Annotated in this window: 19 protein-coding genes; 13 read left to right on the plus strand and 6 right to left on the minus strand. The window is 71.9% G+C overall.

Annotated elements, in window-relative coordinates; all coding sequences use genetic code 11:
• Window positions 1-33 precede the first annotated feature (33 nt).
• The gene (locus tag Cba03nite_RS25300; RefSeq protein ID WP_203750989.1) at window positions 34-957 is read left to right on the plus strand and encodes a 2-hydroxyacid dehydrogenase; all 924 of its coding nucleotides are present in this window, start codon (window positions 34-36) and stop codon (window positions 955-957) included.
• A 187-nt stretch (window positions 958-1,144) separates the two neighbouring features.
• Here Cba03nite_RS25300 and Cba03nite_RS25305 read toward each other — a convergent pair whose 3' ends face one another.
• A complete protein-coding gene (locus Cba03nite_RS25305) occupies window positions 1,145-1,501 on the minus strand; it encodes a PH domain-containing protein (RefSeq protein WP_203750993.1) in 357 nt (118 codons plus the stop codon).
• Window positions 1,502-1,614: 113 nt separating this feature from the next.
• Between Cba03nite_RS25305 and Cba03nite_RS25310 the strand changes: the two genes are divergently transcribed.
• From Cba03nite_RS25310 to Cba03nite_RS25325, 3 genes are all read left to right on the plus strand, one after another.
• Window positions 1,615-2,700: a WD40/YVTN/BNR-like repeat-containing protein gene (locus Cba03nite_RS25310; RefSeq protein ID WP_203750996.1), complete on the plus strand. Its 1,086-nt coding sequence runs from the start codon at window positions 1,615-1,617 to the stop codon at window positions 2,698-2,700.
• A complete protein-coding gene (locus tag Cba03nite_RS40005; RefSeq protein WP_239126002.1) occupies window positions 2,700-3,386 on the plus strand; it encodes a MoaD/ThiS family protein in 687 nt (228 codons plus the stop codon). Before Cba03nite_RS25310 ends, Cba03nite_RS40005 begins: the two co-directional genes overlap by 1 nt.
• Window positions 3,387-3,618: 232 nt before the next feature.
• Complete coding sequence (locus Cba03nite_RS25325) at window positions 3,619-4,677, plus strand: IS110 family RNA-guided transposase (protein ID WP_203750999.1); 1,059 nt, start codon at window positions 3,619-3,621, stop codon at window positions 4,675-4,677.
• Between the two features lie 73 nt (window positions 4,678-4,750).
• On the opposite strand, the gene Cba03nite_RS25330 is transcribed toward Cba03nite_RS25325, so the two are convergent.
• From Cba03nite_RS25330 to glyA, 3 genes are all read right to left on the minus strand, one after another.
• A complete protein-coding gene (locus Cba03nite_RS25330; protein ID WP_203751001.1) occupies window positions 4,751-5,290 on the minus strand; it encodes a dTDP-4-dehydrorhamnose reductase family protein in 540 nt (179 codons plus the stop codon).
• A 231-nt stretch (window positions 5,291-5,521) separates the two neighbouring features.
• On the minus strand, window positions 5,522-6,541 hold the full coding sequence (locus tag Cba03nite_RS25335; protein WP_203751003.1) for a LacI family DNA-binding transcriptional regulator: 1,020 nt from the start codon (window positions 6,539-6,541) through the stop codon (window positions 5,522-5,524).
• Between the two features lie 82 nt (window positions 6,542-6,623).
• Entirely contained in the window at window positions 6,624-7,889 is a 1,266-nt protein-coding gene (glyA, locus tag Cba03nite_RS25340) for a serine hydroxymethyltransferase (protein ID WP_203751005.1), read from the minus strand.
• A gap of 144 nt (window positions 7,890-8,033) precedes the next feature.
• Here glyA and Cba03nite_RS25345 point away from each other — a divergent pair, with 144 nt between their 5' ends.
• Window positions 8,034-8,603 (plus strand): thioredoxin family protein, encoded by a 570-nt coding sequence (locus Cba03nite_RS25345; RefSeq protein ID WP_203751006.1) that lies wholly within the window; start codon window positions 8,034-8,036, stop codon window positions 8,601-8,603.
• A 97-nt stretch (window positions 8,604-8,700) separates the two neighbouring features.
• Here Cba03nite_RS25345 and ilvD read toward each other — a convergent pair whose 3' ends face one another.
• Window positions 8,701-10,545 (minus strand): dihydroxy-acid dehydratase, encoded by a 1,845-nt coding sequence (gene ilvD / locus Cba03nite_RS25350; RefSeq protein WP_203751008.1) that lies wholly within the window; start codon window positions 10,543-10,545, stop codon window positions 8,701-8,703.
• A 134-nt stretch (window positions 10,546-10,679) separates the two neighbouring features.
• On the opposite strand from ilvD, the gene Cba03nite_RS25355 reads away from it, so the two are divergent.
• From Cba03nite_RS25355 to serA, 5 genes are all read left to right on the plus strand, one after another.
• The gene (locus Cba03nite_RS25355; protein ID WP_203751010.1) at window positions 10,680-13,046 is read left to right on the plus strand and encodes a putative bifunctional diguanylate cyclase/phosphodiesterase; all 2,367 of its coding nucleotides are present in this window, start codon (window positions 10,680-10,682) and stop codon (window positions 13,044-13,046) included.
• A 180-nt stretch (window positions 13,047-13,226) separates the two neighbouring features.
• Window positions 13,227-15,047, plus strand: coding sequence for an acetolactate synthase large subunit (locus Cba03nite_RS25360; RefSeq protein ID WP_203751012.1), 1,821 nt, complete (start codon window positions 13,227-13,229; stop codon window positions 15,045-15,047).
• Entirely contained in the window at window positions 15,047-15,565 is a 519-nt protein-coding gene (ilvN, locus tag Cba03nite_RS25365) for an acetolactate synthase small subunit (protein ID WP_155372026.1), read from the plus strand. Before Cba03nite_RS25360 ends, ilvN begins: the two co-directional genes overlap by 1 nt.
• A 126-nt stretch (window positions 15,566-15,691) precedes the next feature.
• A complete protein-coding gene (gene ilvC, locus Cba03nite_RS25370) occupies window positions 15,692-16,702 on the plus strand; it encodes a ketol-acid reductoisomerase (protein ID WP_203751015.1) in 1,011 nt (336 codons plus the stop codon).
• A 324-nt stretch (window positions 16,703-17,026) separates the two neighbouring features.
• Entirely contained in the window at window positions 17,027-18,628 is a 1,602-nt protein-coding gene (gene serA, locus Cba03nite_RS25375) for a phosphoglycerate dehydrogenase (RefSeq protein ID WP_203751018.1), read from the plus strand.
• Between the two features lie 189 nt (window positions 18,629-18,817).
• Here the strand turns inward: serA and Cba03nite_RS25380 are convergent, their stop codons facing one another.
• Window positions 18,818-19,675 carry an alpha/beta fold hydrolase gene (locus Cba03nite_RS25380; RefSeq protein ID WP_203751021.1) on the minus strand — a complete coding sequence of 286 codons (858 nt, stop codon included), beginning with the start codon at window positions 19,673-19,675 and terminating at the stop codon, window positions 18,818-18,820.
• Window positions 19,676-19,774: 99 nt separating this feature from the next.
• Here Cba03nite_RS25380 and Cba03nite_RS25385 point away from each other — a divergent pair, with 99 nt between their 5' ends.
• From Cba03nite_RS25385 to Cba03nite_RS25395, 3 genes are all read left to right on the plus strand, one after another.
• A complete protein-coding gene (locus tag Cba03nite_RS25385) occupies window positions 19,775-20,323 on the plus strand; it encodes a GNAT family N-acetyltransferase (RefSeq protein WP_203751023.1) in 549 nt (182 codons plus the stop codon).
• 192 nt (window positions 20,324-20,515) lie between these two features.
• Complete coding sequence (locus Cba03nite_RS25390) at window positions 20,516-21,538, plus strand: 3-isopropylmalate dehydrogenase (RefSeq protein ID WP_203751242.1); 1,023 nt, start codon at window positions 20,516-20,518, stop codon at window positions 21,536-21,538.
• Between the two features lie 135 nt (window positions 21,539-21,673).
• On the plus strand, window positions 21,674-22,768 hold the full coding sequence (locus Cba03nite_RS25395) for a branched-chain amino acid aminotransferase (protein ID WP_203751026.1): 1,095 nt from the start codon (window positions 21,674-21,676) through the stop codon (window positions 22,766-22,768).
• Window positions 22,769-22,776 lie beyond the last annotated feature (8 nt).

Below are 22,776 nucleotides of genomic sequence, written 5' to 3' on the forward strand. Positions count from 1 at the left end.
GCGGCGAAGATCGGCGGCGGCTAGCGTGGGGGCGTGCGGATGTGGATCGCCCATGAGGCCGGACGTGACCTGCTGGACCCGCTGCCCGCGGGCGTCGAGCTGGCGGTGCTGCCCCGGCCCGACGCCCCGCTGCCCGGGGATCCGGCGGAGGTCGAGTTCTGGGTGCCGCCGTTCCTGAGCAGCGGCGACGTCGTCGGGCTCGCCGAACGGATGACCTCGCTGAAGGTGATCCAGCTGATCACCGCGGGCGCGGACGCCTGGGTGGGCCGCCTGCCGTCGCACGTGACGCTGTGCGACGCGCGCGGCGTGCACGACTCGCACACCGCCGAGTGGGTGGTCGGCGCGATCCTCGCGTCGCTGCGCCGCTTCGACCACTTCGCCCGCGCGCAGGCCGCGCACCGGTGGGCGTACGCCGAGGTCACGCCGACCGACGAGCTGGGCGGCAAGCGGGTGCTGATCGTCGGCGCGGGCTCCATCGGCGCGGCCGTCGCGGCGCGGCTGGCCCCGTTCGAGGTCGACCTGGCGTACGTCGCCCGCACCGCGCGCGACGGCGTGCACGGCGTCGACGAACTGCCCCGGCTGCTGCCGCAGGCCGACGTCGTGGTGCTGCTGGTGCCGCTGACGCCGCAGACCCGCGGCCTGGTCGACGCGGGCTTCCTGGCCGCCATGGCCGACGGGGCGCTGCTGGTCAACGCCGCGCGCGGCCCGGTCGCCGACACCGCCGCGCTGAACAAGGAGCTGACCTCCGGCCGGATCAGCGCCGCGCTCGACGTGACGGACCCCGAGCCGCTGCCCGCCGGGCACCCGCTGTGGGACCTGCCCAACGTCCTGATCACGCCGCACGTGGCCGGCTCGGTCCGCGGCCTGCTGCCGCGCGCGTACCGCCTCGTCCGCCGCCAGCTCGACCGCTACCTCACCGGCGAACCCCTCGACAACCAGGTCCACGACGGCTACTGACCCGCCGTGTGCGGGCCGTCTCCGGGCCGCAGTTCCGGGGAAAGTGCGCCTCCAGGGCCCGGCTCGGCTGCAGTTTCGGGGAAAGTGCAGGTTCAAGGCGCGGCTCGGCTGCAGTTTCGGGGAGAGTGCGGCTTTGCGGGCGCCGCTGCGGTGCCCGGGAAGGTGCGGACCGCGATGGGCCCGCGGGTCAGGCCGTGGTGAGGGACTGGCCCGCGGCGGAGACGAGCTTCGGCAGATCAGCGGGGCGTACGGCCGTCAGCGGCAGCGCGCTGCCGTCGGTGAGCACCGCGACCACGCGCTTGTCGCCGTCCGCGCGCAGCTCGCTGACCTCCGGCCAGAGCACGATGCGGCTGCCCAGCAGAGCGCGCACGCGCAGCCCGTTGGGGTTGACGTCGGTGCCGGCCCGCCACGCCCAGATCGCGACGGCGACCGGCACGACCAGGACCAGCGGCCAGAACCCGCCCTGCGCGGCGAGCGGGATGCCGCCGAGCGCGGCGATCAGGGCGGCGACGCTGGCGGCGGCGGGGTGTCGGAAGCGGGTCACCCGGCGATTGTTCCACGTAGTCTGTTGTGTCGGACGTCACGGGCATACTGGCCGGCGACGTACGGTGGCCTTCGTTCACCGAAGTGACTCCTGAGACAGAAGCGAGGTCGACGATGACCGTTCTGCTGCTCATAGGCACCGCCAAGGGACTGTTCCTGGCCCGCCGCGACCGGGTCGGGGACTCGTGGGACATGTCCGTGCCCCAGTTCCCGATGACCGCGGTGTACTCCGTCGGCATCGACACCCGCCGCGCCACCCCGCGCCTGCTGGCCGCCGTGGACAGCTCGCACTTCGGGCCGAGCGTGGCCACCAGCGACGACCTGGGCGCGTGCTGGCGCGAGCCCGATCACGCCCCGGTCGCGTTCCCGCAGGACACCGACACCGCGCTCGGCCGGGTGTGGGCGCTGCAGCCCGGCGCGGCCGCCGAGCCCGACGTGGTCTGGGCCGGCACCCAGCCGTCGGCCCTGTTCCGCTCCACCAACGGCGGCACGTCGTACGAGCTGGTCCGCAGCCTGTGGGACCACCCGCAGCGCACCGAGTGGGGCGAGGGCTTCGGCGGCCAGGCGATCCACACGATCCTGCCGCACCCGACCGACCCGCAGCGGGTGCTGGTGGCGATGTCCACCGGCGGCGTCTACCGGACCACCGACGGCGGCGAAAGCTGGCACCCGTCCAACACCGGCATCCGGGTCAGTTTCATGCCCGACCCGTTCCCCGAGTTCGGCCAGTGCGTGCACAAGGTGGCCCGCGACGGCGAGGACCCGGAGCGCCTCTACCTGCAGAACCACCACGGCGTCTACCGGTCCGACGACGACGGGCAGACCTGGTCGTCGATCGCGGACACCCTGCCCAGCGACTTCGGCTTCCCGATCGTGGCGCACCCGCGCCGCGGCGGCACCGCGTGGAACTTCCCGCTGAGCGCCGACGCGCTGCGCTTCCCCGTCGACGCGAAGTGCCGCGTCTTCCGCACCACCGACGCGGGCAAGACCTGGACCCCGCAGGCGTACGGCCTGCCCACCGCGCCGTTCTACCCGTCCGTGCTGCGTGACGCGATGACCGTCGACAACGGCGACCCGGTCGGGGTCTACTTCGGCACCCGCACCGGCGAGGTGTTCGCCAGCGCCGACGAGGGCGACAGCTGGGCGCTGGTCGCGGCGCACCTGCCCGACGTGCTGTGCGTGCGGGCGGTCCGGCTCTGATGGTGACCGTGCTGGTGCCGGGCGCGCTGCGGACCGAGGTCGGCGGCGAGTCACGGCTGGAGGTGCAGGCGGGCGGTACGCTGCGCGCGGTGCTCGACGAGGTGGACCAGCGCTGGCCCCGCCTCGGCCGGCGCATCCGCGACGAGCGCGGCGAACTGCGCCGGTACGTCAACGTGTACGTCGACGGAGAGGACTGCCGGGTGCTGTCAGGTCAGGAGACGCCGGTCGTGGGCGGCGCGGAGGTGCAGGTGCTGCCGAGCGTCGCGGGCGGCAGCGTGGCCGAGGAGGCGCCCGTGCTCGACGGCGACCGCATCCTCGCCGACAACTTCGCGCCCTGGGTACGCGAGCTGGGGCTGACCGTCGAGGAGACCGGCGCCGACTGGGCGACCCTGCGCCTGCCCTGGTCGGACCGGCTCGCCCGGGAGGGCGGCGCGCTGAGCGGGCAGGCCCTGATGGCGGCGGCCGACACCGCCACGGTGATCGCGATCAGCGCGGCCCGCGGCGGCTTCGTGCCGATGACCACGGTGCAGTTGTCGACCACGTTCCAGCGCCCCGTGCTGGGCAGCGACGTGCTGGTCACGGCCCGGCTCACCAAGCTGGGGCGCTCGATGGCCTTCGCCGACATCACCATGACCGCCAAGGGCCAGCTCGTGGCCCAGGCCACCACGGTGTACGCCCTGCTCTGACAGTGAGGATGTAGGAGCGGTCACCCGGTTGTCTGACTCTTGCTCTGACTGACGACTGCTGTCCTCTGCCGGATTCGTCGACTGTCCGGGTGACCGCTCCTGCACGCCACCAGCTGGGCATTCGTGACCTTATAGGAGCCTGTGCGAGAGGCCCCGTCACTGTCCTGTCCGCCCGTCCGGCGGGTGCGTGCCGACCCTGTTCGGTGCGAGCGAAAGGGACGACGAGTCCAGCATGGCAGCCAAGAAGCGCCCGGTCACGGGCGGGATAGACACCCACGGCAAGACCCACCACGCCGCTGTCGTCGACCAGACCGGCCGCGTATTGGGAGATCAGCAGTTCCCCGCCACCCCGGCTGGCTACCGGGCACTACTGGCCTGGCTCCGCTCGTTCGGGCGGGTAGCCAAGGTCGGTGTCGAGGGCACCGGCACCTACGGCGCCGGGCTGGCGCGCTACCTGACTGGCGAACGCGTCGACCTGGTCGAGGTCGACCGACCCGACCGCAGGACACGCCGCAGCAAGGGCAAGTCAGACCCGATAGACGCCATCGCCGCAGCACGAGCTGCGCTGTCCGGACAGGCCGCCGGCACGCCCAAGACCCGCACCGGGCCGGTCGAGGCGATCCGCGCGCTGCGAGTGGCCCGCCGCGGCGCGGTCAAGGCTCGCACCGCGGCGCTCAACCAGCTCCACGGCCTGATCACCTCCGCGCCTGAGACGGTGCGTACCGGCCTGGCCGGGCTGCCCAGATCCGCGATGGTCACCGCCTGTGTCGACCTGACCGTCGATGAGACAGTCATGACTGATCCGGTTCACGCGACGCGCGCCGCGCTGCACGCGATCGCGACCCGGATACAGGCACTCGACGCCGAAATCGCCCTCGCCGACCGGCGGCTGCGCCCAGCGGTGGCCAAGACCGCTCCACGCCTGAGCGCGTTGTTCGGCGTCGGCCCCGAGGTCGCCGGGCAGCTGTTGGCCACCGCCGGGGACAACCCCGACCGGCTGCGCTCCGAAGCCGCGCTGGCCCACCTGTGCGGCGCAGCCCCGATCCCGGCCAGCTCAGGGCGCACCGACCGTCACCGTCTCAACCGCGGCGGTGACCGAGCCGCCAACAACGCCCTCTACACGATCGCGCTCACTCGCATGCGCTACGACCCACGCACCCGCAACTACGTGCAACGACGCACCAAACAAGGCCTGGCCAAGATAGAGATCATGCGCTGCTTGAAGCGCTACATCGTCCGCGAGGTCCACGCCGCACTCATGGCGGATTTCGCCGCCCTGAACACCGCTTGACTTCCATAGGAGCATCCGGCCCCGCCCGCGGGCGACGAGCCCAGCCATCCAAAAACGAAGTCGAGCCGAGCCGTCAGGTGAGGTCGGACCAGAAGGGGATGGGGGTGGCGGTGGGTGCGGCGCCGGGGCCGGGGAGGCCGAACTCGCGGCGCAGGTAGGCGGCGAGGTCGGTGCCGTACACGATGACGTCGGTCTGCATGACGGAGAGCACGGGCAGACCGGGTTCGGGCAGCGCGGGCGCGTAGCGGTGGCTGTACACCGGGACCAGGCGGGGCGCCGCGTCCAGGTGCCGGCGGGCCACGGCGAGCGCGAACGCGGTGCGCGAGGGCCGCTCGCCCCAGGACGGGTGCCAGTAGCCGTTCTCCTGCACGTCGAACAGCACCCCGTCGATCGGGGCGGCGAGCCGGTCGCGCAGGTCGCCGGGGTCGGTGCGCCAGTCGGGCCAGCGAGGGCCGGTCGGCAGGCCGGTGGCGAGCAGGGTGCGGTGGTCCGGGTTGAACGTGAAGCCGAAGCGCCGCTCCAGGTCCGCGAACTCCCGCGCGTCCAGCGGATCCACCACCGCCACCGGCAGCGCCCCGAGCAGGTCACGGGCGGTCGCCGCGGTCAGCACCATGGCCCGATCTTAAGCCGCGCCTGCTCACCGGGCCGCGCTTCCCGCGCCTGCTCACCGGGCCGCGCTTTCCGCGCCTGCTCACCGGGCCGCGCTTCCCGCGCCCGCGCTTGGCGAAGATCGCTAGTTCGTGTCAGAACCTCTGGTCAGGCTGCACTTTCTGACACGAAACAGCGATCTTGTGGGTCGCGCGGAGCGACGGCGGCCCGGACCGGCAGCACCAGGCGGGTGGGGTCAGGCAGCGGCCGGGGGAGCGGTGCTGCCGCGGGGGATGAGCTGGGGGGTGGTGTCCTGGAAGCTGCGGGTCTCGGCGCCGTCGAGGATCTTGAGGAGCTGCTCGGCGGCGTGGCCGCCGTACGCGGCGATGTCGCGGCTGACGGCCGACAGCTGCGGGTGCAGCAGCTGGCAGAGCGGCGAGTCGTCCCAGGCCACGATGGACAGCTGCTGCGGCACGGCGATGCCCATCTCGTGCGCGACGCCGAGCCCGGCCACGGCCATGGTGTCGTTGTCGTACACGATCGCGGTGGGCGACGGCCGCCGGGACAGCAGCGCCCGCGTCGCGCGAGCGCCCTCCTCGCCGGTGTAGTCGGTGTAGACGGTGGTCACGTCGGTCAGGCCGACCCGGTCGGCGGCGTCGGCGACGGCCTGCCCGCGCACGGAGGTGTGCCACAGGTCGGCCAGCCCGGCGACGCGGGCGACGCGGCGATGCCCGAGCGCGGCCAGATACTCGACCACTGCCGTGGTGACGGCGACCTCGTCGCTCCATACGCCGGGCAGGGTGCCCAGCCCGTGCGGGCCGCCGATGACCACGCACGGCATGTTCAGCTCCTCCAGCAGCGCCACCCGGGGGTCGTCGCGGCGCAGGTCGACGACGATGACGCCGTCCACCCGCCGCTGTGCCCACCAGCGCCGGTACGTCGCCATCTCGCGCTCGCGGTCCTCGGTGACCTGGAGCAGCAGGCTGACGTCGCGGGCCGACAGGGTGGCCTCGATACCCGAGATGAGCTGCATGAAGAACGACTCGATGCCCAGGGTGCGGGCGGGCCGGTCGACGATCATGCCGAGCACGCCGGTGCGGCCGTCGGACAGGGCGCGGGCCGCGCTGCTCGGGTGCCAGCCGAACTGCTCGGCCACGGCGAGGATGCGCCGGCGGGTCTCCTCCGACACGCCCGGACGGCCGTTGAGCGCGTAGGAGACGGCGCCCTTGGACACCCCGGCGGCGCGGGCGATGTCGGCGATGGTTACCCGCTTCATATGAGCTCCAGCTGCCATTTCGAACGAGCGGGCTCCGCCCGTGCTGAACAGTTCAGCACGAACGGAGCTCCGATCACAGGTCTCAGTCGGTGTATCCCGGCATCGGGAAGCCCTTCAGCAGGTCACGCACCTCGCCCGCGATCCGCTCGACGGTGGCCTGGTCGTCCTTGACCGCGGCGGTGACGGCCGCGTCGATCCACGCGGCGACCAGGGCCATGTGCGGCTCGGTCAGGCCCCGGGTGGTGAGCGCGGCGGTGCCGAGCCGGATGCCGGACGGGCTCCACGGCTTGCGCGGGTCGTACGGCACCGTGTTGAAGTTCAGCTCGATCCCGGCCGCGTCCAGCGTCTTCGCGGCCGGCTTGCCCTCGACGCCCTTGTTGGTCAGGTCGATGAGCAGCAGGTGGTTGTCGGTGCCGCCGGAGACCAGGTCGAAGCCCCGGTCGGTCAGTGCCGCCGCGAGCGCCTTCGCGTTCGCGACGACCTGGTGGGCGTACGCGGTGAAGGAGGGCTGCGCCGCCTCGTGCAGCGCGACCGCGATGCCCGCCGTGGTGTGGTTGTGCGGGCCGCCCTGCAGGCCGGGGAACACGGCCTTGTCGATCGCGGCGGCGTGCTCGGCGCTCGCCATGATCATGGCGCCGCGCGGGCCGCGCAGCGTCTTGTGCGTGGTCGTGGTGATGACGTCGGCGTGCCCGGCGGGCGACGGGTGGGCCCCGCCCGCGATCAGGCCCGCGATGTGCGCGATGTCGGCGACCAGGACGGCGTCCACCTCGCGCGCGATGGCGGCGAAGGCGGGGAAGTCGATGGTGCGCGGGATCGCCGTACCCCCGCAGAAGATCATTTTGGGCCGCTCGGCCAGCGCGACGTCCCGGACCAGGTCCATGTCGACGCGCCCGGTGTCCCGGCCCACGGTGTAGTGCACCGGCCGGAACCACCTGCCGGTCGCCGACACCGGCGAGCCGTGCGTCAGGTGCCCGCCCTGCGCCAGCTCCAGCGACAGGAACGTGTCACCCGGCGTCATGAACGCCAGGTAGACGGCCAGATTCGCGGGCGACCCCGAGTACGTCTGCACGTTGGCGTGCGCGGTCCCGAACAGCGCCTTGGCCCGCTCGATCGCCAGCGTCTCGATCTGGTCGCAGAACTGCTGCCCCTCGTAGTACCGCCGGCCCGGATACCCCTCGGAGTACTTGTTGTTCAGCACCGTCCCGCAGGCCTCCAGCACCGCGGCCGACACGTAGTTCTCCGACGCGATCATCCGCAGCTTGTCGTGCTGCCGCCGCGCCTCCCCCTCCACCAGCGCGGCCAGCGCCGGATCGGCGGCGGTCAGATGAGGCAGTCTCGGCTCGTGCATGCGCAACATCCTATGCCCGCATTGATCACCCCCCACCGCCCCCCTCAGCTGGGTTGATCATGAACTTATGGACGTGATGGGCGGCGTGTCGCCACCCCGGGGCCGTGATCACCGCGGGGGCGGCGGGCGGGTGAGAATGGGTGCATGGCTGTCAATTCGTTCATGGTGGAGCTGGGGACGCCGGCGCCGGGGTTCGCGCTGGCCGACGTGGTCAGCGGGGAGACCGTCGCGCTGGAGGACTTCGCGGGAGCGCCCGCGCTGCTGGTGGCGTTCCTGTCCAACCACTGCCCGTACGTGCGGCACATCGAGTCGGTGTTCGGCGAGGTCGCCGCCCGGTATGCGGCACAGGGGCTGGCCGTGGTGGGCATCAGCGCCAACGAGACCGGCAACTACCCCGACGACGCCCCCGAGCATCTCGCCGGGCAGGTGAAGCGAGCCGGGTTCGGCTTCCCGTACCTGCACGACGCCGACCAGCGGGTCGCGCTCGCGTACCGCGCGGCCTGCACCCCGGACCTGTTCCTCTACGACGCGCAGCGCCGCCTGGCGTACCGCGGGCAGTTCGACGACGCACGCCCGCGCAACGACGTCCCCGTCACCGGCGCGACGCTGTCCGCCGCGATCGACCTGGTCCTGGCCGGTCAACCGGTGCCGGAGCCGCAGTATCCCAGCGTCGGCTGCTCGATCAAATGGCTCCCGGGCAACGACCCCTCCTGACGCGGACACGCCGGTCGGCCGTGAACTGGAGGTTCACGGCCGACCGGCGTGAGGGAGCCATCCCGCGGGGGCGGTGCCTACGCGGGGGCTGGGAGATCTACGGGACGCGGCGGTACGCGCCGTCGCTCGCGCTGGTGGCCATCGAGGCGTACGCCCGCAGCGCGGCGCTCACCGGGCGCTGCCGGTCCACCGGCGTGTACGGTTTTTCCCGCTTGTCCTGAAGGATACGCCTCTCCGCAAGCACCGGCTCGGGCACGTCCAGCACCAGCGAGCGCGCCGGGATGTCGATGGCGATGGTGTCGCCGTTCTGGACCAGCGCGATCAGGCCGCCGCCGGCCGCCTCGGGCGAGATGTGCCCGATGGACAGGCCGCTGGTGCCGCCGGAGAACCGCCCGTCGGTGATCAGTGCGCAGGCCTTGCCCAGCCCCCGGCCCTTGAGGAACGAGGTCGGGTAGAGCATCTCCTGCATGCCGGGACCGCCGCGCGGGCCCTCGTAGCGGATGACGACCACGTCACCGGCGACGATCTCGCCGCCCAGGATCGCGGTGACCGCGTCGTCCTGCGACTCGAACACCTTGGCCGGGCCGGTGAAGCGCAGGTTCTCCTCGGCGACACCGGCCGTCTTGACCACCGCGCCGTCCGGGGCGAGGTTGCCGAACAGGATGGCCAGGCCGCCGTCGGCGGAGTACGCGTGCGCGACGTCGCGGATGCAGCCGTTGGCCCCGTCGGTGTCCAGGGTGGACCACACGTTCTCGGTGCTGAACGGCTCGGTGGTGCGCACCCCGCCGGGCGCGGCGTGGAACAGCCGCTCCGCCTCGGGCAGCGTGGCACCGCTGCGGATGTCCCAGTCGGACAGCCAGCTCGCCAGGTCCGGCGAGTGCACCGAGTGCACCCCGGTGTGCAGCATGCCGCCGCGGTTCAGCTCACCCAGCAGGGCCGGGATGCCGCCGGCCCGGTGCACGTCCTCCATGTGGTACTGCTGGCTGTTCGGGGCGACCTTGGCCAGGCACGGCACGCGCCGGGAGACGGCGTCGATGTCGGCCACCCCGAAGTCCAGCTCCGCCTCGCGGGCCGCGGCCAGCAGGTGCAGCACCGTGTTGGTGGAGCCGCCCATGGCCACGTCGAGCGCGACCGCGTTCTCGAACGCCTCGCGGGTGGCGATGGCGCGCGGCAGCACCGACGCGTCGTCGCCGTCGTAGTGGCGCTTGCACAGGTCCACGATCAGCTCGCCGGCCCGCTCGAACAGCGCCTTGCGGGCGGCGTGGGTGGCCAGCGTGGAGCCGTTGCCGGGCAGCGCCAGGCCGATCGCCTCGGTGAGGCAGTTCATCGAGTTCGCGGTGAACATGCCGGAGCAGGAGCCGCAGGTCGGGCACGCCGAGCGCTCGATCTGGCCGAGCTGCTCGTCGCTGACCGCGTCGTTGGAGGCGGCGATCATCGCGTCGATCAGGTCCAGCTTGGTGTGCACCACGCCCTCGACGGCGACGGTCTTGCCGGCCTCCATCGGGCCGCCGGAGACGAACACCGTCGGAATGTTCAGGCGCAGCGCTGCCAGCAGCATGCCGGGCGTGATCTTGTCGCAATTGGAGATGCACACCAGCGCGTCGGCGCAGTGCGCGTTCACCATGTACTCGACCGCGTCGGCGATCAGCTCGCGGCTGGGCAGCGAGTAGAGCATGCCGCCGTGGCCCATGGCGATGCCGTCGTCCACGGCGATGGTGTTGAACTCGCGGCCCACGCCGCCCGCCCGCGCGACCGAGTCGGCGACCAGGCCGCCGAGGTCCTTGAGGTGTACGTGCCCCGGGACGAACTGGGTGAAGCTGTTCGCGATGGCGACGATGGGCTTGCCGAAGTCGTCGTCGGTCATTCCGGTGGCGCGCCACAGCGCGCGGGCTCCGGCCATGGTGCGACCGTGAGTGGAGGTGCGGGAACGCAGCTCGGGCATGTCGTAAGTGTGTCACTCGTCCGGGAGCGCGCCCAGCTCAGCAGCGCTGTGTCCACAAGCCGGGACGCGGTGCGGGTGGGAATGTCGCACAAGGTGTCTCGCTTTGTGCTCTGCGCTGCGGCAGAGTGGTTGACGTGGACCTCCCCCCGGGGCTCGCGACAGCCGTACTGGCGAGCGTGTTGACCGCTGTGCCCGCGGTCTGGGCACTGGCGAAGAATCGGTTGGTCGACCAGCACGGCCTGGTCGTCCGGGCGAACCGGCTCTGCGCCGGTGCGCTGATGGTGTACGCCCTCGCCGCCCCGGTCGCGTGGCTGCACACGGCCGGCTGGCCGGAGGGCTGGGACGAGCGGATCGGCAGCCGCATCGTGCTCGGCGGGCTGCTCGGCCTGCCCGCCTCCATCGCGGCGCTGCTGCTGGTGGCGGCCCTGCTGGAGATAACCGACCAGGTGGTCGGCGACGGGGCGCGGCTGCGCCTGATGCTCGAATCGCTGATGGTGGCCTCCGGGCTGTTCATCGTGGCGTGGACGTTCCTGCTCGCGCCGGACAAGCCCGGCCATCACGCGCTGCCCGGCGCCTGCGTGCCGGTGCTGGTCGCGGCGGTGCTGTGCTGCGTGGTGCTGGGGTTGAGCACGGTGCTGGTGGTGCGCGCCCAGCCGTGGCGCGGCCCGCTGCTGCGGCACTGCGCGGGCGCGGCGCTGCTGGCGCTGGGCATGACCGGGGTCGCGGGCGGCGCCTGTTACGGCACCGGCGCCGTGGTGCTGGTGAGCGCGCTGGCGATCCCTGCCGGTGCGGGCCTGTGGTTCATCGGGCCGCCCCCGCCGCCGCGGATCAGCGACGCCGAGTCGGTGTCGCCCAGCTCGGGCCTGGCCACCGGCCTGGCGCCGGTGCTGGCCATCTCGCTGGTGGCGGTGGACGGCTACTCCCGCAACACCGGCATCGAGCTGGTGACCGCCCTGGTCGGCATCCTCAACGGCTTCTTCATGGTCGGTCGGCAGTACCTGGCCATCGTCGACGTGCGGCGGGCCAACAACCGGCTGGCCGAGAGCGAGTCGCACTTCCGCGAGCTGGCCCACACCGACCCGCTGACCGGCCTGGCCAACCGGCGCGGCCTGCTGCGCACCATGTACCTCGACGCCGCGGGCGGGCCGCCGTGCGTGCTGCTCACCCTGGACCTGGACGGCTTCAAGAACGTCAACGACATGCGCGGCCACGACGTCGGCGACGCGGTGCTGATCGAGGTCGGCCAGCGGCTGCGGCTCAACCTGCGCCCCGGCGACCTGGCCGCGCGCCTGGGCGGCGACGAGTTCGCGGTGCTCATGTGGAGCCGCCCGGCCGAGGCCGCGAAGGTCGCCCAGCGGCTGCTGGCCGTGCTGTCCCGGCCGTACCAGCACGGCGCGGCGGACATCTTCCTGTCCGCCAGCATCGGCCTGGCCGGCTGCGGCGCGGCCGACGACATCCCGACCCTGCTGCGCAACGCCGACCTCGCGTTGCGCGCGGCCAAGCAGCGCGGCAAGAACCGCGTCGAGCTGTACGACGAGGTGTACGACCGGCAGCTGCGCCGCCGCACCGCGATCGAGCACGAGCTGCGCGGCGCGATCGAGCGCCAGGAGCTGACGCTGGCGTACCAGCCGGTGGTGGCCCTTCCCTCGACCCGCCCGGTGGGCGCCGAGGCGCTGATCCGCTGGAAGCACCCTGAGCTGGGTCAGGTGGGCCCGCTGGAGTTCATCCCGATCGCCGAGGAGACCGGCCAGATCGAGGTCATCGGCGCCTGGGTGCTGGACCAGGCGTGCCGCCAGCTGTCGCGCTGGGTGCAGGAGGGCTACGACGTCTGGGTGTCGGTGAACATCTCGCCGCGCGAGCTGCACTCCACCAAGTACGTCACCGGCGTCAAGGACGTGCTGCGCAGGCACCGGGTGCCGCCGTCGCGGCTGGTGCTGGAGGTGACCGAGCACGCCGTCGCCACCGACCTGGACGAGTTCCGGCGCACCCTGGACTCGCTGCGCGCGCTCGGCGTACGCATCGCGCTGGACGACTTCGGCGCGGGCTACTCGTCGCTGCGGCAGCTGCGCAACATGCCGGTGGACATCCTGAAGATCGACCGTGACCTGGTCATCGACGGGCCGACCGACCACCTGCCGGGCGCGCCGATGGTGGACGTGGTGGTCCGCCTCGGCCAGCGGCTGGGCCTGCAGGTCATCGCCGAGGGCATGAGCGAGCCGCAGCACCGCCGGCTGGTCGAGGCCACGGGCTGCCCGTACGGCCAGGGCCAGCTCTTCGGCATGGGCGTGCCGGCCGAGCACCTGGAGGCGCGGCTGGCCGCGTCGGCCTCGGGCGCGCCCAAGGCGCTGCCCCCGGCACCGCCCCGCCCACCGGCGAACGGCACGCCGGTGCCGCCCGCCCCGGGCGCCGCGCTCGCCCCGCACGGCAAGCTCGGGCAGCCGCTGAACGGCCTGAACGCGGGACGCCACGACACGGTCGTCCCAACATCCGGGAGCAGTTGACTCATCGGCTGAGATGCGCCAAGCTAGGCCCATGTCGACCTCTCGGTCTGCCCGAGTACTTACCTGAGCGCACTCTCTCACCTGACGAGAGTGCGCTAGCCCCCGTGCGTTAACTGCACGAGGGCTTTTTTGTTGGACGGCAGCCGATGCGAACCTTCCAGATGCCAAAGGTGATCTGACATGACCAGACCCAGCCCGGAGACACTGGCCCAGCGGGCCGCGGCGCAACGGTCCGCGCCCCCCGCCGCCACCAGCGCACAGTCCGCCCCGGTCGCGGTGACCGGCGCGCAGAGCCTCGTCAAGTCGCTGGAGGCGCTCGGGGTCGAGGTGGTCTTCGGCATCCCCGGCGGCGCGATCCTGCCCGCGTACGACCCGCTGTTCGACTCGAAGCTGCGCCACATCCTGGTGCGCCACGAGCAGGGCGGCGGCCACGCGGCGACCGGCTACGCCCAGGCCACCGGCAAGGTCGGGGTCTGCATGGCGACGTCCGGGCCGGGCGCCACCAACCTGGTCACCCCGATCGCCGACGCGTACATGGACTCGGTGCCGCTGGTGGCGATCACGGGCCAGGTGGCCCGGCCGGCCATCGGCACGGACGCCTTCCAGGAGGCCGACATCCAGGGCATCACCCTGCCGATCACCAAGCACAACTTCCTGGTGCAGGCCGCCGAGGACCTGCCCCGGGTGCTGGCCGAGGCGTTCCACCTGGCCGCCACCGGCCGCCCCGGCCCGGTCCTGGTCGACATCCCGAAGGACGTGCTGCAGGCGCAGACCACGTTCAGCTGGCCGCCCGCGCTGGACCTGCCGGGCTACCGGCCCACGCTGCACCCGCACGGCAAGCAGATCCGCGAGGCGTCCCGCCTGATCATGGCGGCGAAGCGGCCGGTGTTCTACGTCGGCGGCGGTGTGCTCAAGGCGCAGGCCACCGAGGTGCTGCGGGAGCTGGCCGAGCTGACCGGCATCCCGGTGGTCACCACGTTGATGGCCCGTGGCGCGTTCCCCGACTCGCACGCCCAGCACGTCGGCATGCCCGGCATGCACGGCACGGTGTCGGCGGTGTACGCGCTGCAGCGCAGCGACCTGCTGATCACGCTGGGCGCGCGGTTCGACGATCGGGTCACCGGCAAGCTGGACAGCTTCGCCCCGGACGCCCAGGTGATCCACGCGGACATCGACCCGGCCGAGATCGGCAAGAACCGCCACGCGGACGTGCCGATCGTGGGTGACGTCAAGCACGTGATCGAGGAGCTGATCACCGCGCTGAAGGGCGAGACCCACCCGGCGCGGGACGAGTGGTGGGCGCAGCTCAACGATCTGCGCACCCGTTACCCGCTGGGCTGGGAGGAGCCGGAGGACGGCACCCTCGCGCCGCAGTACGTGATCAAGCGGCTGGGCGAGATCGCCGGGCCGGACGCCGTCTACGTCGCGGGCGTCGGCCAGCACCAGATGTGGGCCAGCCAGTTCATCTCGTACGAGAAGCCGGCCACCTGGCTCAACTCCGGCGGCCTGGGCACCATGGGCTACGCGGTTCCGGCCGCGATGGGCGCCAAGGTGGCCCGCCCGGACGCGGTGGTCTGGGCGATCGACGGCGACGGCTGCTTCCAGATGACCAATCAGGAGCTGGCCACCTGCGCGCTGGAGGGCATCCCGATCAAGGTGGCCGTCATCAACAACGGCAACCTCGGCATGGTGCGGCAGTGGCAGACGCTGTTCTACAACGAGCGCTACTCCAACACCGACCTGGGCACCCACAAGCACCGCATCCCCGACTTCGTGAAGCTCGCCGAGGCGCTCGGCTGCATCGGCATGCGCTGCGAGTCGGCCGAGGACGTCGACAAGACCATCGAGGCCGCGATGGCGATCAACGACGCGCCCGTGGTCATCGACTTCGTGGTGGGCAAGGACGCGATGGTGTGGCCGATGGTGGCCGCCGGCACCAGCAACGACGAGATCATGTTCGCCCGGGGCGTGCGCCCCACCTTCGACGAGGACGACCTCTGATGAGCAAGCACACTCTTTCGGTGCTGGTGGAGAACAAGCCGGGCGTGCTGGCCCGGGTCGCGGGGCTGTTCTCCCGGCGCGGGTTCAACATCGACTCGCTGGCCGTGGGGGAGACCGAGCACCCCGAGGTGTCCCGCATCACGGTCGTCGTCAACGCCGACGAGCAGCCGCTGGAGCAGGTCACCAAGCAGCTCAACAAGCTGGTGAACGTGCTCAAGATCGTGGAGCTGGAGCCGGCCACCGCCGTGCAGCGCGAGCTGCTGCTGGTCAAGGTCCGGGCGGACCGCCCGGTGCGCTCGCAGGTGCTGGAGACGGTCGAGCTGTTCCGGGCCAAGGTCGTGGACGTGGCCCCCGACGCGCTGACCATCGAGGCGACGGGCACCGCCGAGAAGCTCGACGCGCTGCTGCGCGACCTGGAGCCGTACGGCATCAAGGAGATGGTGCAGTCCGGCCTGGTCGCCATCGGCCGCGGCTCCCGCAGCATCACCGCCAACCCGGCCCTGCGCCTCGCCGCCTGACCACCCGTTGCCCCGGGACGGGGTAAGACGATCACTTAGTGGGACGCGGTACGGCCGCGGACCGGAGCGCGGCAGCCGAGGGCGAAGATGCCGGGGCGCCGCGAGCGACCTTGAGAGGGAACGAGAATGGTTGAGATCTTCTACGACGACGACGCGGACCTGTCGGTCATCCAGGGCCGCAAGGTCGCGGTGATCGGGTACGGCAGCCAGGGGCACGCGCACGCGCTGTCGCTGCGCGACTCGGGCGTCGACGTGCGCGTCGGCCTCAAGGAGGGCTCGAAGAGCCGGGCCAAGGCCGAGGAGCAGGGCCTGCGGGTCGTCACGCCGGCCGAGGCGGCGGCCGAGGCCGACGTCATCATGATCCTGGCGCCGGACACCGCGCAGCGGTTCATCTACGCCGAGTCCATCGCGCCGAACCTGACCTCGGGCAAGGCGCTGTTCTTCGGCCACGGCTTCAACATCCGCTACGGCCTGATCACCCCGCCGGCGGACGTGGACGTCGCCATGGTCGCCCCGAAGGGCCCCGGCCACCTGGTGCGCCGCCAGTACGTCGACGGCAAGGGCGTGCCCTGCCTGATCGCCATCGAGCAGGACGCCACCGGCGGCGCGCAGGCGCTGGCGCTGTCCTACGCCAAGGCGATCGGCGGCAGCCGGGCCGGCGTCATCAAGACCACCTTCAAGGAGGAGACCGAGACGGATCTCTTCGGCGAGCAGGCGGTCCTCTGCGGCGGCGCGTCCGCGCTGGTCCAGGCCGGGTTCGAGGTGCTCACCGAGGCGGGCTACGCGCCCGAGGTGGCCTACTTCGAGTGCCTGCACGAGCTGAAGCTGATCGTGGACCTGATGTACGAGGGCGGCATCGCCCGGATGCGGTACAGCGTCTCCGACACCGCCGAGTACGGCGACGTCACCCGCGGCCCGCGCGTCGTCGACGCCCGGGTCAAGGAGGAGATGAAGCGCATCCTCGGCGAGATCCAGAACGGCGAGTTCGCCCGCGAGTGGGTCGCCGAGGACGACAACGGCCGCCCGAACTTCACCAAGCTGCAGGAGCAGGGGGCCGTGCACCCGATCGAGGAGACCGGCGCCAAGCTGCGGGCCATGATGAGCTGGGTCGACCGGCCGATCACCGAGACCGCCTGATCTTTCCCCTCCCATACTGTCCAGCCGCCGAACCATGCGGCCTGGGCCTACCGGGCCGTGCCAGGAGACCCCTGGTCACGGCCCGGTTTCTCTGTTTTCGCGGCTTTCGCCGGGCCGGCCCCGCCGGCACCGTCAGCGGGCCCGGTTGACCGGTTAACGAGTCGGGCGGAAACGGACTGAGCAGCACGAACGTGAGTACCGTCACGGCGCCGGTTCGGCGTGCGAAGCACGGCCGAACCCGTAGCATCGCGTGGGTAGGGGCCCGAAGCGCAGTGCGGCGGTCCGGGCTTGTGAGGTCATCCAACTCTCTCCGTGAGGCAAGCTGTGACTCCCGTCGTTCTCATCGCCGAAGAACTCGCTCCCGCCGCGCTCGACGTGCTCGCGCACGACTTCGACGTGCGCCACGTGGACGGCACGGACCGGGCGGCGCTGCTTGCCGCGCTGGCCGACGCCGACGCCGTGATCGTGCGCAGCGCCACCCAGATCGACGCGGAGGCCATCGCCGCCGCGCCGCGCCTGAAGGTCGTCGCCCGCGCGGGCGTCGGGCTCGACAACGTCGAGGTGCCCGCCGCCACCGCCCGTGGCGTCATGGTCGTGAACGCGCCGACCTCCAACATCGTCTCGGCCGCCGAGCAGGCCATCGCGCTGCTGCTCGCGGTCGCCCGCAACACCGCCTCGGCCTCCTCGGCGCTGAAGAACGGCGAGTGGAAGCGCTCGAAGTACACCGGCGTCGAGCTGCAGGGCAAGACCGTCGGCGTGGTCGGCCTCGGCCGCATCGGGGTGCTGTTCGCGCAGCGCATCGCCGCCTTCGGCACCCGCCTCATCGCGTACGACCCGTACGTGCAGCCGGCCCGCGCCGCGCAGCTCGGGGTCCGCCTGGTGGGCCTGGAGGAGCTGCTGCGCGAGAGCGACTTCATCTCGATCCACCTGCCGAAGACCCCGGAGACCGTAGGCCTCATCGGCGCCAAGGAGCTGCAGCTGGTCAAGCCCGAGGTGCGGATCGTCAACGCCGCCCGCGGCGGCCTGATCGACGAGGAGGCGCTCGCCGACGCGCTGGCCGAGGGCCGGGTCGCCGGCGCCGGCATCGACGTGTACCTCAAGGAGCCGTGCACCACCTCGCCGCTGTTCCAGTTCGACAACGTGGTGGCCACCCCGCACCTGGGCGCCTCGACCCATGAGGCCCAGGACAAGGCCGGTCTCGCGGTCGCCAAGAGCGTCAAGCTGGCGCTGCAGGGCGAGTTCGTGCCGGACGCGGTGAACGTGCAGGCCGGCGGCGTGGTCGCCGAGGAGGTCCGGCCGCTGCTGCCGCTGGCGGAGAAGCTGGGCAAGGTCTTCACCGCCGTCGCCGGTGGCGTGGCCGCCGGGGTCACCGTCGAGGTGCGCGGCGAGATCGTCAACCAGCACGACGTGTCGGTGCTGAAGCTGGCCGCCAGCAAGGGCCTGTTCAGCCCGATCGTCGAGGAGCAGGTCACCTACGTCAACGCGCCGCTGATCGCGGCCGACCGCGGCGTGGAGATCGACCTGACCACCAACCCCGAGGTCAACGAGCACAAGAACCTGGTGACGGTACGCGGTGCGCTGCCCGACGGCCGCACCGTCTCGGTCGCCGGTGCGGTGGTCACCCACGGCCTGCGCGAGCAGCTCAAGCTCACCGAGCTGGACGGCTTCGACCTGGAGCTGGACGCCGAGGGCAACCTGCTGTTCTTCCGCTACCAGGACCGGCCCGGCGTGGTCGGCGCGGTCGGCACCGTGCTCGGCGCGGTCGGCGTGAACATCGCGGCGATGCAGGTGGCCCGCCGTGAGGCCGGTGGCGAGGCGCTGATGACGCTGACCGTCGACTCGCCGGTCCCGGCGGACCTGCTGCAGCGCGCCGCCGAGAACATCGGCGCGGGCTCGGTCAGCGCCGTTGATCTCACCGATGAGTGAGCGGGCGCTTGCGTAGCGTGGTGTCTGCTGGGTAACCTGCTGGGGTGTCCACTGCGGACACGCCCGTTACGCGGGGACGGACGGGTCTTCGGGTGACTCCGCCCGTCACGCGTGCCGAGCAGTCAAGCTGGCAATGCCGGCCCGGTGAGCTGTTTGCCGCAGCTCACCGGGCCGGCTGCTGTCTACGGGTCACCGTTTCGCGGCCGGGGTCCCGGCGTCGAGGAATGCGCCGACCGGGCCGACGACCAGCGGATCGCCGAGGATGCGGCGGTGCCCCAGCCCGCTGGTGATCTCCAGCCGCGATCCCGGGTATGCCGCGTGCAGGCGCTGCGCGTGGTCGACCGACACCACGTCGTCGTCGGTGTCGTGGACGATCAGCAGCGGCACCTTGAGCGCATCCGGCTCGAAGGTGCTGGAGAACCGTTCCCACAGGTCGGGTACGCCGATGTCGCGGACCGACCGGACCCGCAGGTAGGCGGCGATCGAGGGCCGCAGCCGCAGTTGCCGGGCGAACTCGGTGATCAGGTGGTCGAACTCGGCCGGGCCGCTCACGGCGACGAGCCGGTCGGCGCGCACGCCCGTCCGCAGCGCATGGAAGGCGCACGGCACCCCGAACGAGTGCGCGACGATCGCGGCGAACGTGCCGTGCCGCTCCTGCAGCTGCCGGATGATCCGCTCGTACTGCAGCAGGTTCGTCGACCTGCCGCCGGAGTCGCCGTGGCCGGGCGCGTCGAAGGCGACCGGGCTGTAGCCGCGGTCGAGCAGGTCGGTGACCAGCCCGGCGAAACGGGAGCCGCGCGAGCTCCAGCCGTGCACGAGCAGCACCGGCCGCGCGCCGTCGCCCCAGGTGTAGACGGCGACCGGGACGCCGTCGAGGTCCACCTGCGAGCGCCCGGCGGCCGCGTGGACGGCCTGCTCGCGGGGGTGCACGGGCGCCCGGCCGGTGGGCCGGAAGAAGAGCGTGTAGGCCAGGCGTCGGCCCAGGGGCGGGGCGAGCGCGGCGGTCGCGTTGACGAGGCGTCCGGTGAGGAGGATCGCTGCCTTCATGTCCGGAGGCTAGCAATGAATAAGAACGACCGGTCGGTTAGTTATGTCACAGCGGTGCTGATCCGGCCTCTGGGGGCCGGTTCATGGCAGCATTCCGGCATGAGTGAGTCGCCCCAGACGGAGATAGTCATCGCGCCGGTCGGCTTCGAGCACCTGCGCCAGGTCCTGGACCTCGGTTACCGGGTCTTCGACACCACGGTGAAGCCGTACACCTCCTGGTCCCTGACGGCCGTCGCGGAGCACCTGGACAGCGGGGACAGCGCCTGCTGGGTCGCGCTGGACGGGACGGCGGTGGTCGGCTTCGTGCTGGGCTCGCAGACGTTCGAGCTGCGCGACGACTGGGGTTACCTGGAGTGGATCGCGGTGGATCCGGCGTACCAGGGCCGGGGCATCGCGGGCCGGCTGGTCAACGCCTGCTGCGAGGCGCTGTTCGCCGGTGGCGCGACCCGCGTGGTGACCGACGTCGAGCAGACCAACAACGCGTCGGCCACGCTGATGTCGCGCAACGGCTTCGCCCCGGCGGTGACGGTCACCCTGTTCGTCCGCAGCAGCCAGCCCGACGCCGACCCCGGCCGCGCCGTACGCGGCGTCTCCAAGCGCCCTCTCATCCGCAGCGGCCGCCTCCTCGGCGACCACCGCAACCCGTGACGCGATTTCGTGCGTTGATCACGGTGGCAGGGTGGCGACACGCCGCCGAACACGTCCACAAGTTCATGATCAACGGGTGGTGGCGGCGCCGGGCGGGAGTCCACGATGTGGAACGGGTGTACCGTTGTGTGGGAGGCGGGCTTAACGTTCGGTAGAACAGTGGACATGGTTGTTGCTGAGGAGCGGGCTGGTATGCGCATCGCGGTCGTGGCGGGGGACGGGATCGGCACCGAGGTGGTGGCCGAGGGCCTCAAGGTGCTCGACGCGGTGCTGCCGGGCGTGGAGACCACGGCCTACGACCTAGGCGCGGCGCGCTACCACCGCACGGGTGAGGTGTTCCCGGACTCGGTGCGCGACGAGCTGGCCCAGCACGACGCGATCCTGCTCGGCGCGGTCGGCGACCCCAGCGTGCCGCCGGGCGTGCTGGAGCGCGGGCTGCTGCTGAAGCTGCGCTTCGACTTCGACCAGTACGTCAACCTGCGCCCCTCCCGGCTGTGGCCGGGCACGTCCGGCCCGCTGGGCGGCGTGAAGCCGGGCGAGATCGACTTCGTGGTGGTGCGCGAGGGCACCGAGGGCCTGTACACGGGCGCCGGCGGCGGCCTGCACCGCGGCACCCCGGCGGAGATCGCCACCGAGGAGAGCCTGAACACCCGGCACGGCGTGGAGCGGGTCATCCGCGACGCGTTCGCTCGCGCCGGCAAGCGCGCCCGCCGCAAGGTCACCATGGTGCACAAGACCAACGTGCTGACCCACGCGGGCGGCCTGTGGGCGCGGACCTTCGCCGAGGTGGCCAAGGAGTTCCCCGACATCGCCACCGAGTACCAGCACGTCGACGCGGCGGCCATGTTCATGGTGACCAACCCGCAGCGTTACGACGTGATCGTCACGGACAACCTGTTCGGCGACATCCTGACCGACATCGCGGCCGCCGTCACGGGCGGCATCGGCCTGGCCGCGAGCGGCTGCATCAACCCGACCCGGGCGTTCCCGTCGATGTTCGAGCCGGTGCACGGCTCCGCGCCGGACATCGCGGGCCAGGGTAAGGCCGACCCGGTGGCGGCGATCCTGTCGGTGGCGCTGTGCCTGGAGCACCTGGGCCACCCCGACGAGGCCCGCAAGATCGAGGAGGCCGTCGCCACCGAGCTCTCCGGGCGCACCGGCGAGCCCATTCGCACCGCCGAGGTCGGCGACCGGGTATCCGTACTCGTAGCATGACCCCGCACGAACCCCGGTCCGTGCGGTGACCGGGGTGGATGCGCACAAACCGCCCTGGTCATCGGCCGGGCTGGGGATGAACGACCGTTAGAGGTAAGTTTTCCCCAGATCCCCGACTGATGGAGGGCAGCGCGCATGAGTGGCGGTGGCACGATCGACTTCGAGATCCGTCCGAGTTCGCAGCCGGTATCGGCCACGGAGCGCGAGGCGCTGCTGGCCAACCCCGGCTTCGGGCGGGTCTTCACCGATCACATGGTGACCATCCGGTACGCCGAGGGCAAAGGCTGGTACGACGCGCGCGTCGAGGCACGGGCGCCGATCCCGATGGACCCGGCGACCGCGGTACTGCACTACGCCCAGGAGATCTTCGAGGGCCTCAAGGCGTACCACCGCGCCGACGGCTCCGTCGGCCTGTTCCGGCCCGATGCCAACGCCCGCCGCTTCGCGCAGTCGGCGCAGCGCATGGCCATGGCGCCGCTGCCCGAGGACCTGTTCGTCGACTCCGTCCGGGAGCTGGTGAACATCGACCGCGCCTGGATCCCGACCAGCACCGAGGGCAGCCTCTACCTGCGCCCGTTCCAGTACGCCAGCGAGGTCTTCCTCGGCGTGCGCCCGGCCCGGGAGTACCTGTTCTGCGTGATCGCGTCGCCGGTCGGGCCGTACTTCGCGGGCGGGCTCAAGCCGGTCAGCATCTGGGTCTCCGACGACTACACCCGCGCGGCGCCCGGCGGCACCGGCGCGGCCAAGTGCGGCGGCAACTACGCCGCCTCGCTGCTGTCCCAGGCCCAGGCCGCCGACAACGGCTGCGACCAGGTCGTCTACCTCGACGCCGTCGAGCGTAAGTGGGTGGACGAGCTGGGCGGCATGAACGTCTTCTTCGTACGCGCGGACGGCTCGATGTTCACGCCCGAGCTGAACGGCTCGATCCTGCCCGGCATCACCCGCGACTCGGTCATCACGCTCGCCCGCGAGCAGGGCCGCCACGTCGAGGAGCGCCCGGTCAGCATCGACGAGTGGCGTGACGGCGCGCGCAGCGGCGAGATCGTGGAGACCTTCGCCTGCGGCACCGCCGCCGTGCTCACCCCCATCGGCACGGTGCGCGGCGTCGACGGCGAGTTCAAGCTCGGCGACGGCGGCACCGGCCCCGTCACCGCCGCCCTCCGGGAAACCCTCGTCGGCATCCAGTTCGGCCGTGTCCCCGACCCCCACAACTGGACCACCACCCTCTAAAGCAAAGG

This window comes from Catellatospora bangladeshensis, assembly GCF_016862575.1.
Classification (GTDB): domain Bacteria; phylum Actinomycetota; class Actinomycetes; order Mycobacteriales; family Micromonosporaceae; genus Catellatospora; species Catellatospora bangladeshensis.

Excerpts from the sequence above, each read along its gene's own strand:
- Cba03nite_RS25310 (WP_203750996.1), top strand. The coding sequence starts at position 1,615 with ATGACCGTTCTGCTGCTCATAGGCACCGCCAAGGGACTGTTCCTGGCC.
- Cba03nite_RS40005 (WP_239126002.1), top strand. The coding sequence starts at position 2,700 with ATGGTGACCGTGCTGGTGCCGGGCGCGCTGCGGACCGAGGTCGGCGGC.
- Cba03nite_RS25325 (WP_203750999.1), top strand. The coding sequence starts at position 3,619 with ATGGCAGCCAAGAAGCGCCCGGTCACGGGCGGGATAGACACCCACGGC.
- Cba03nite_RS25330 (WP_203751001.1), bottom strand. The coding sequence starts at position 5,290 with ATGGTGCTGACCGCGGCGACCGCCCGTGACCTGCTCGGGGCGCTGCCG.
- Cba03nite_RS25335 (WP_203751003.1), bottom strand. The coding sequence starts at position 6,541 with ATGAAGCGGGTAACCATCGCCGACATCGCCCGCGCCGCCGGGGTGTCC.
- glyA (WP_203751005.1), bottom strand. The coding sequence starts at position 7,889 with ATGCACGAGCCGAGACTGCCTCATCTGACCGCCGCCGATCCGGCGCTG.
- Cba03nite_RS25345 (WP_203751006.1), top strand. The coding sequence starts at position 8,034 with ATGGCTGTCAATTCGTTCATGGTGGAGCTGGGGACGCCGGCGCCGGGG.
- ilvD (WP_203751008.1), bottom strand. The coding sequence starts at position 10,545 with ATGCCCGAGCTGCGTTCCCGCACCTCCACTCACGGTCGCACCATGGCC.
- Cba03nite_RS25360 (WP_203751012.1), top strand. The coding sequence starts at position 13,227 with ATGACCAGACCCAGCCCGGAGACACTGGCCCAGCGGGCCGCGGCGCAA.
- ilvN (WP_155372026.1), top strand. The coding sequence starts at position 15,047 with ATGAGCAAGCACACTCTTTCGGTGCTGGTGGAGAACAAGCCGGGCGTG.
- ilvC (WP_203751015.1), top strand. The coding sequence starts at position 15,692 with ATGGTTGAGATCTTCTACGACGACGACGCGGACCTGTCGGTCATCCAG.
- Cba03nite_RS25380 (WP_203751021.1), bottom strand. The coding sequence starts at position 19,675 with ATGAAGGCAGCGATCCTCCTCACCGGACGCCTCGTCAACGCGACCGCC.
- Cba03nite_RS25385 (WP_203751023.1), top strand. The coding sequence starts at position 19,775 with ATGAGTGAGTCGCCCCAGACGGAGATAGTCATCGCGCCGGTCGGCTTC.
- Cba03nite_RS25390 (WP_203751242.1), top strand. The coding sequence starts at position 20,516 with ATGCGCATCGCGGTCGTGGCGGGGGACGGGATCGGCACCGAGGTGGTG.
- Cba03nite_RS25395 (WP_203751026.1), top strand. The coding sequence starts at position 21,674 with ATGAGTGGCGGTGGCACGATCGACTTCGAGATCCGTCCGAGTTCGCAG.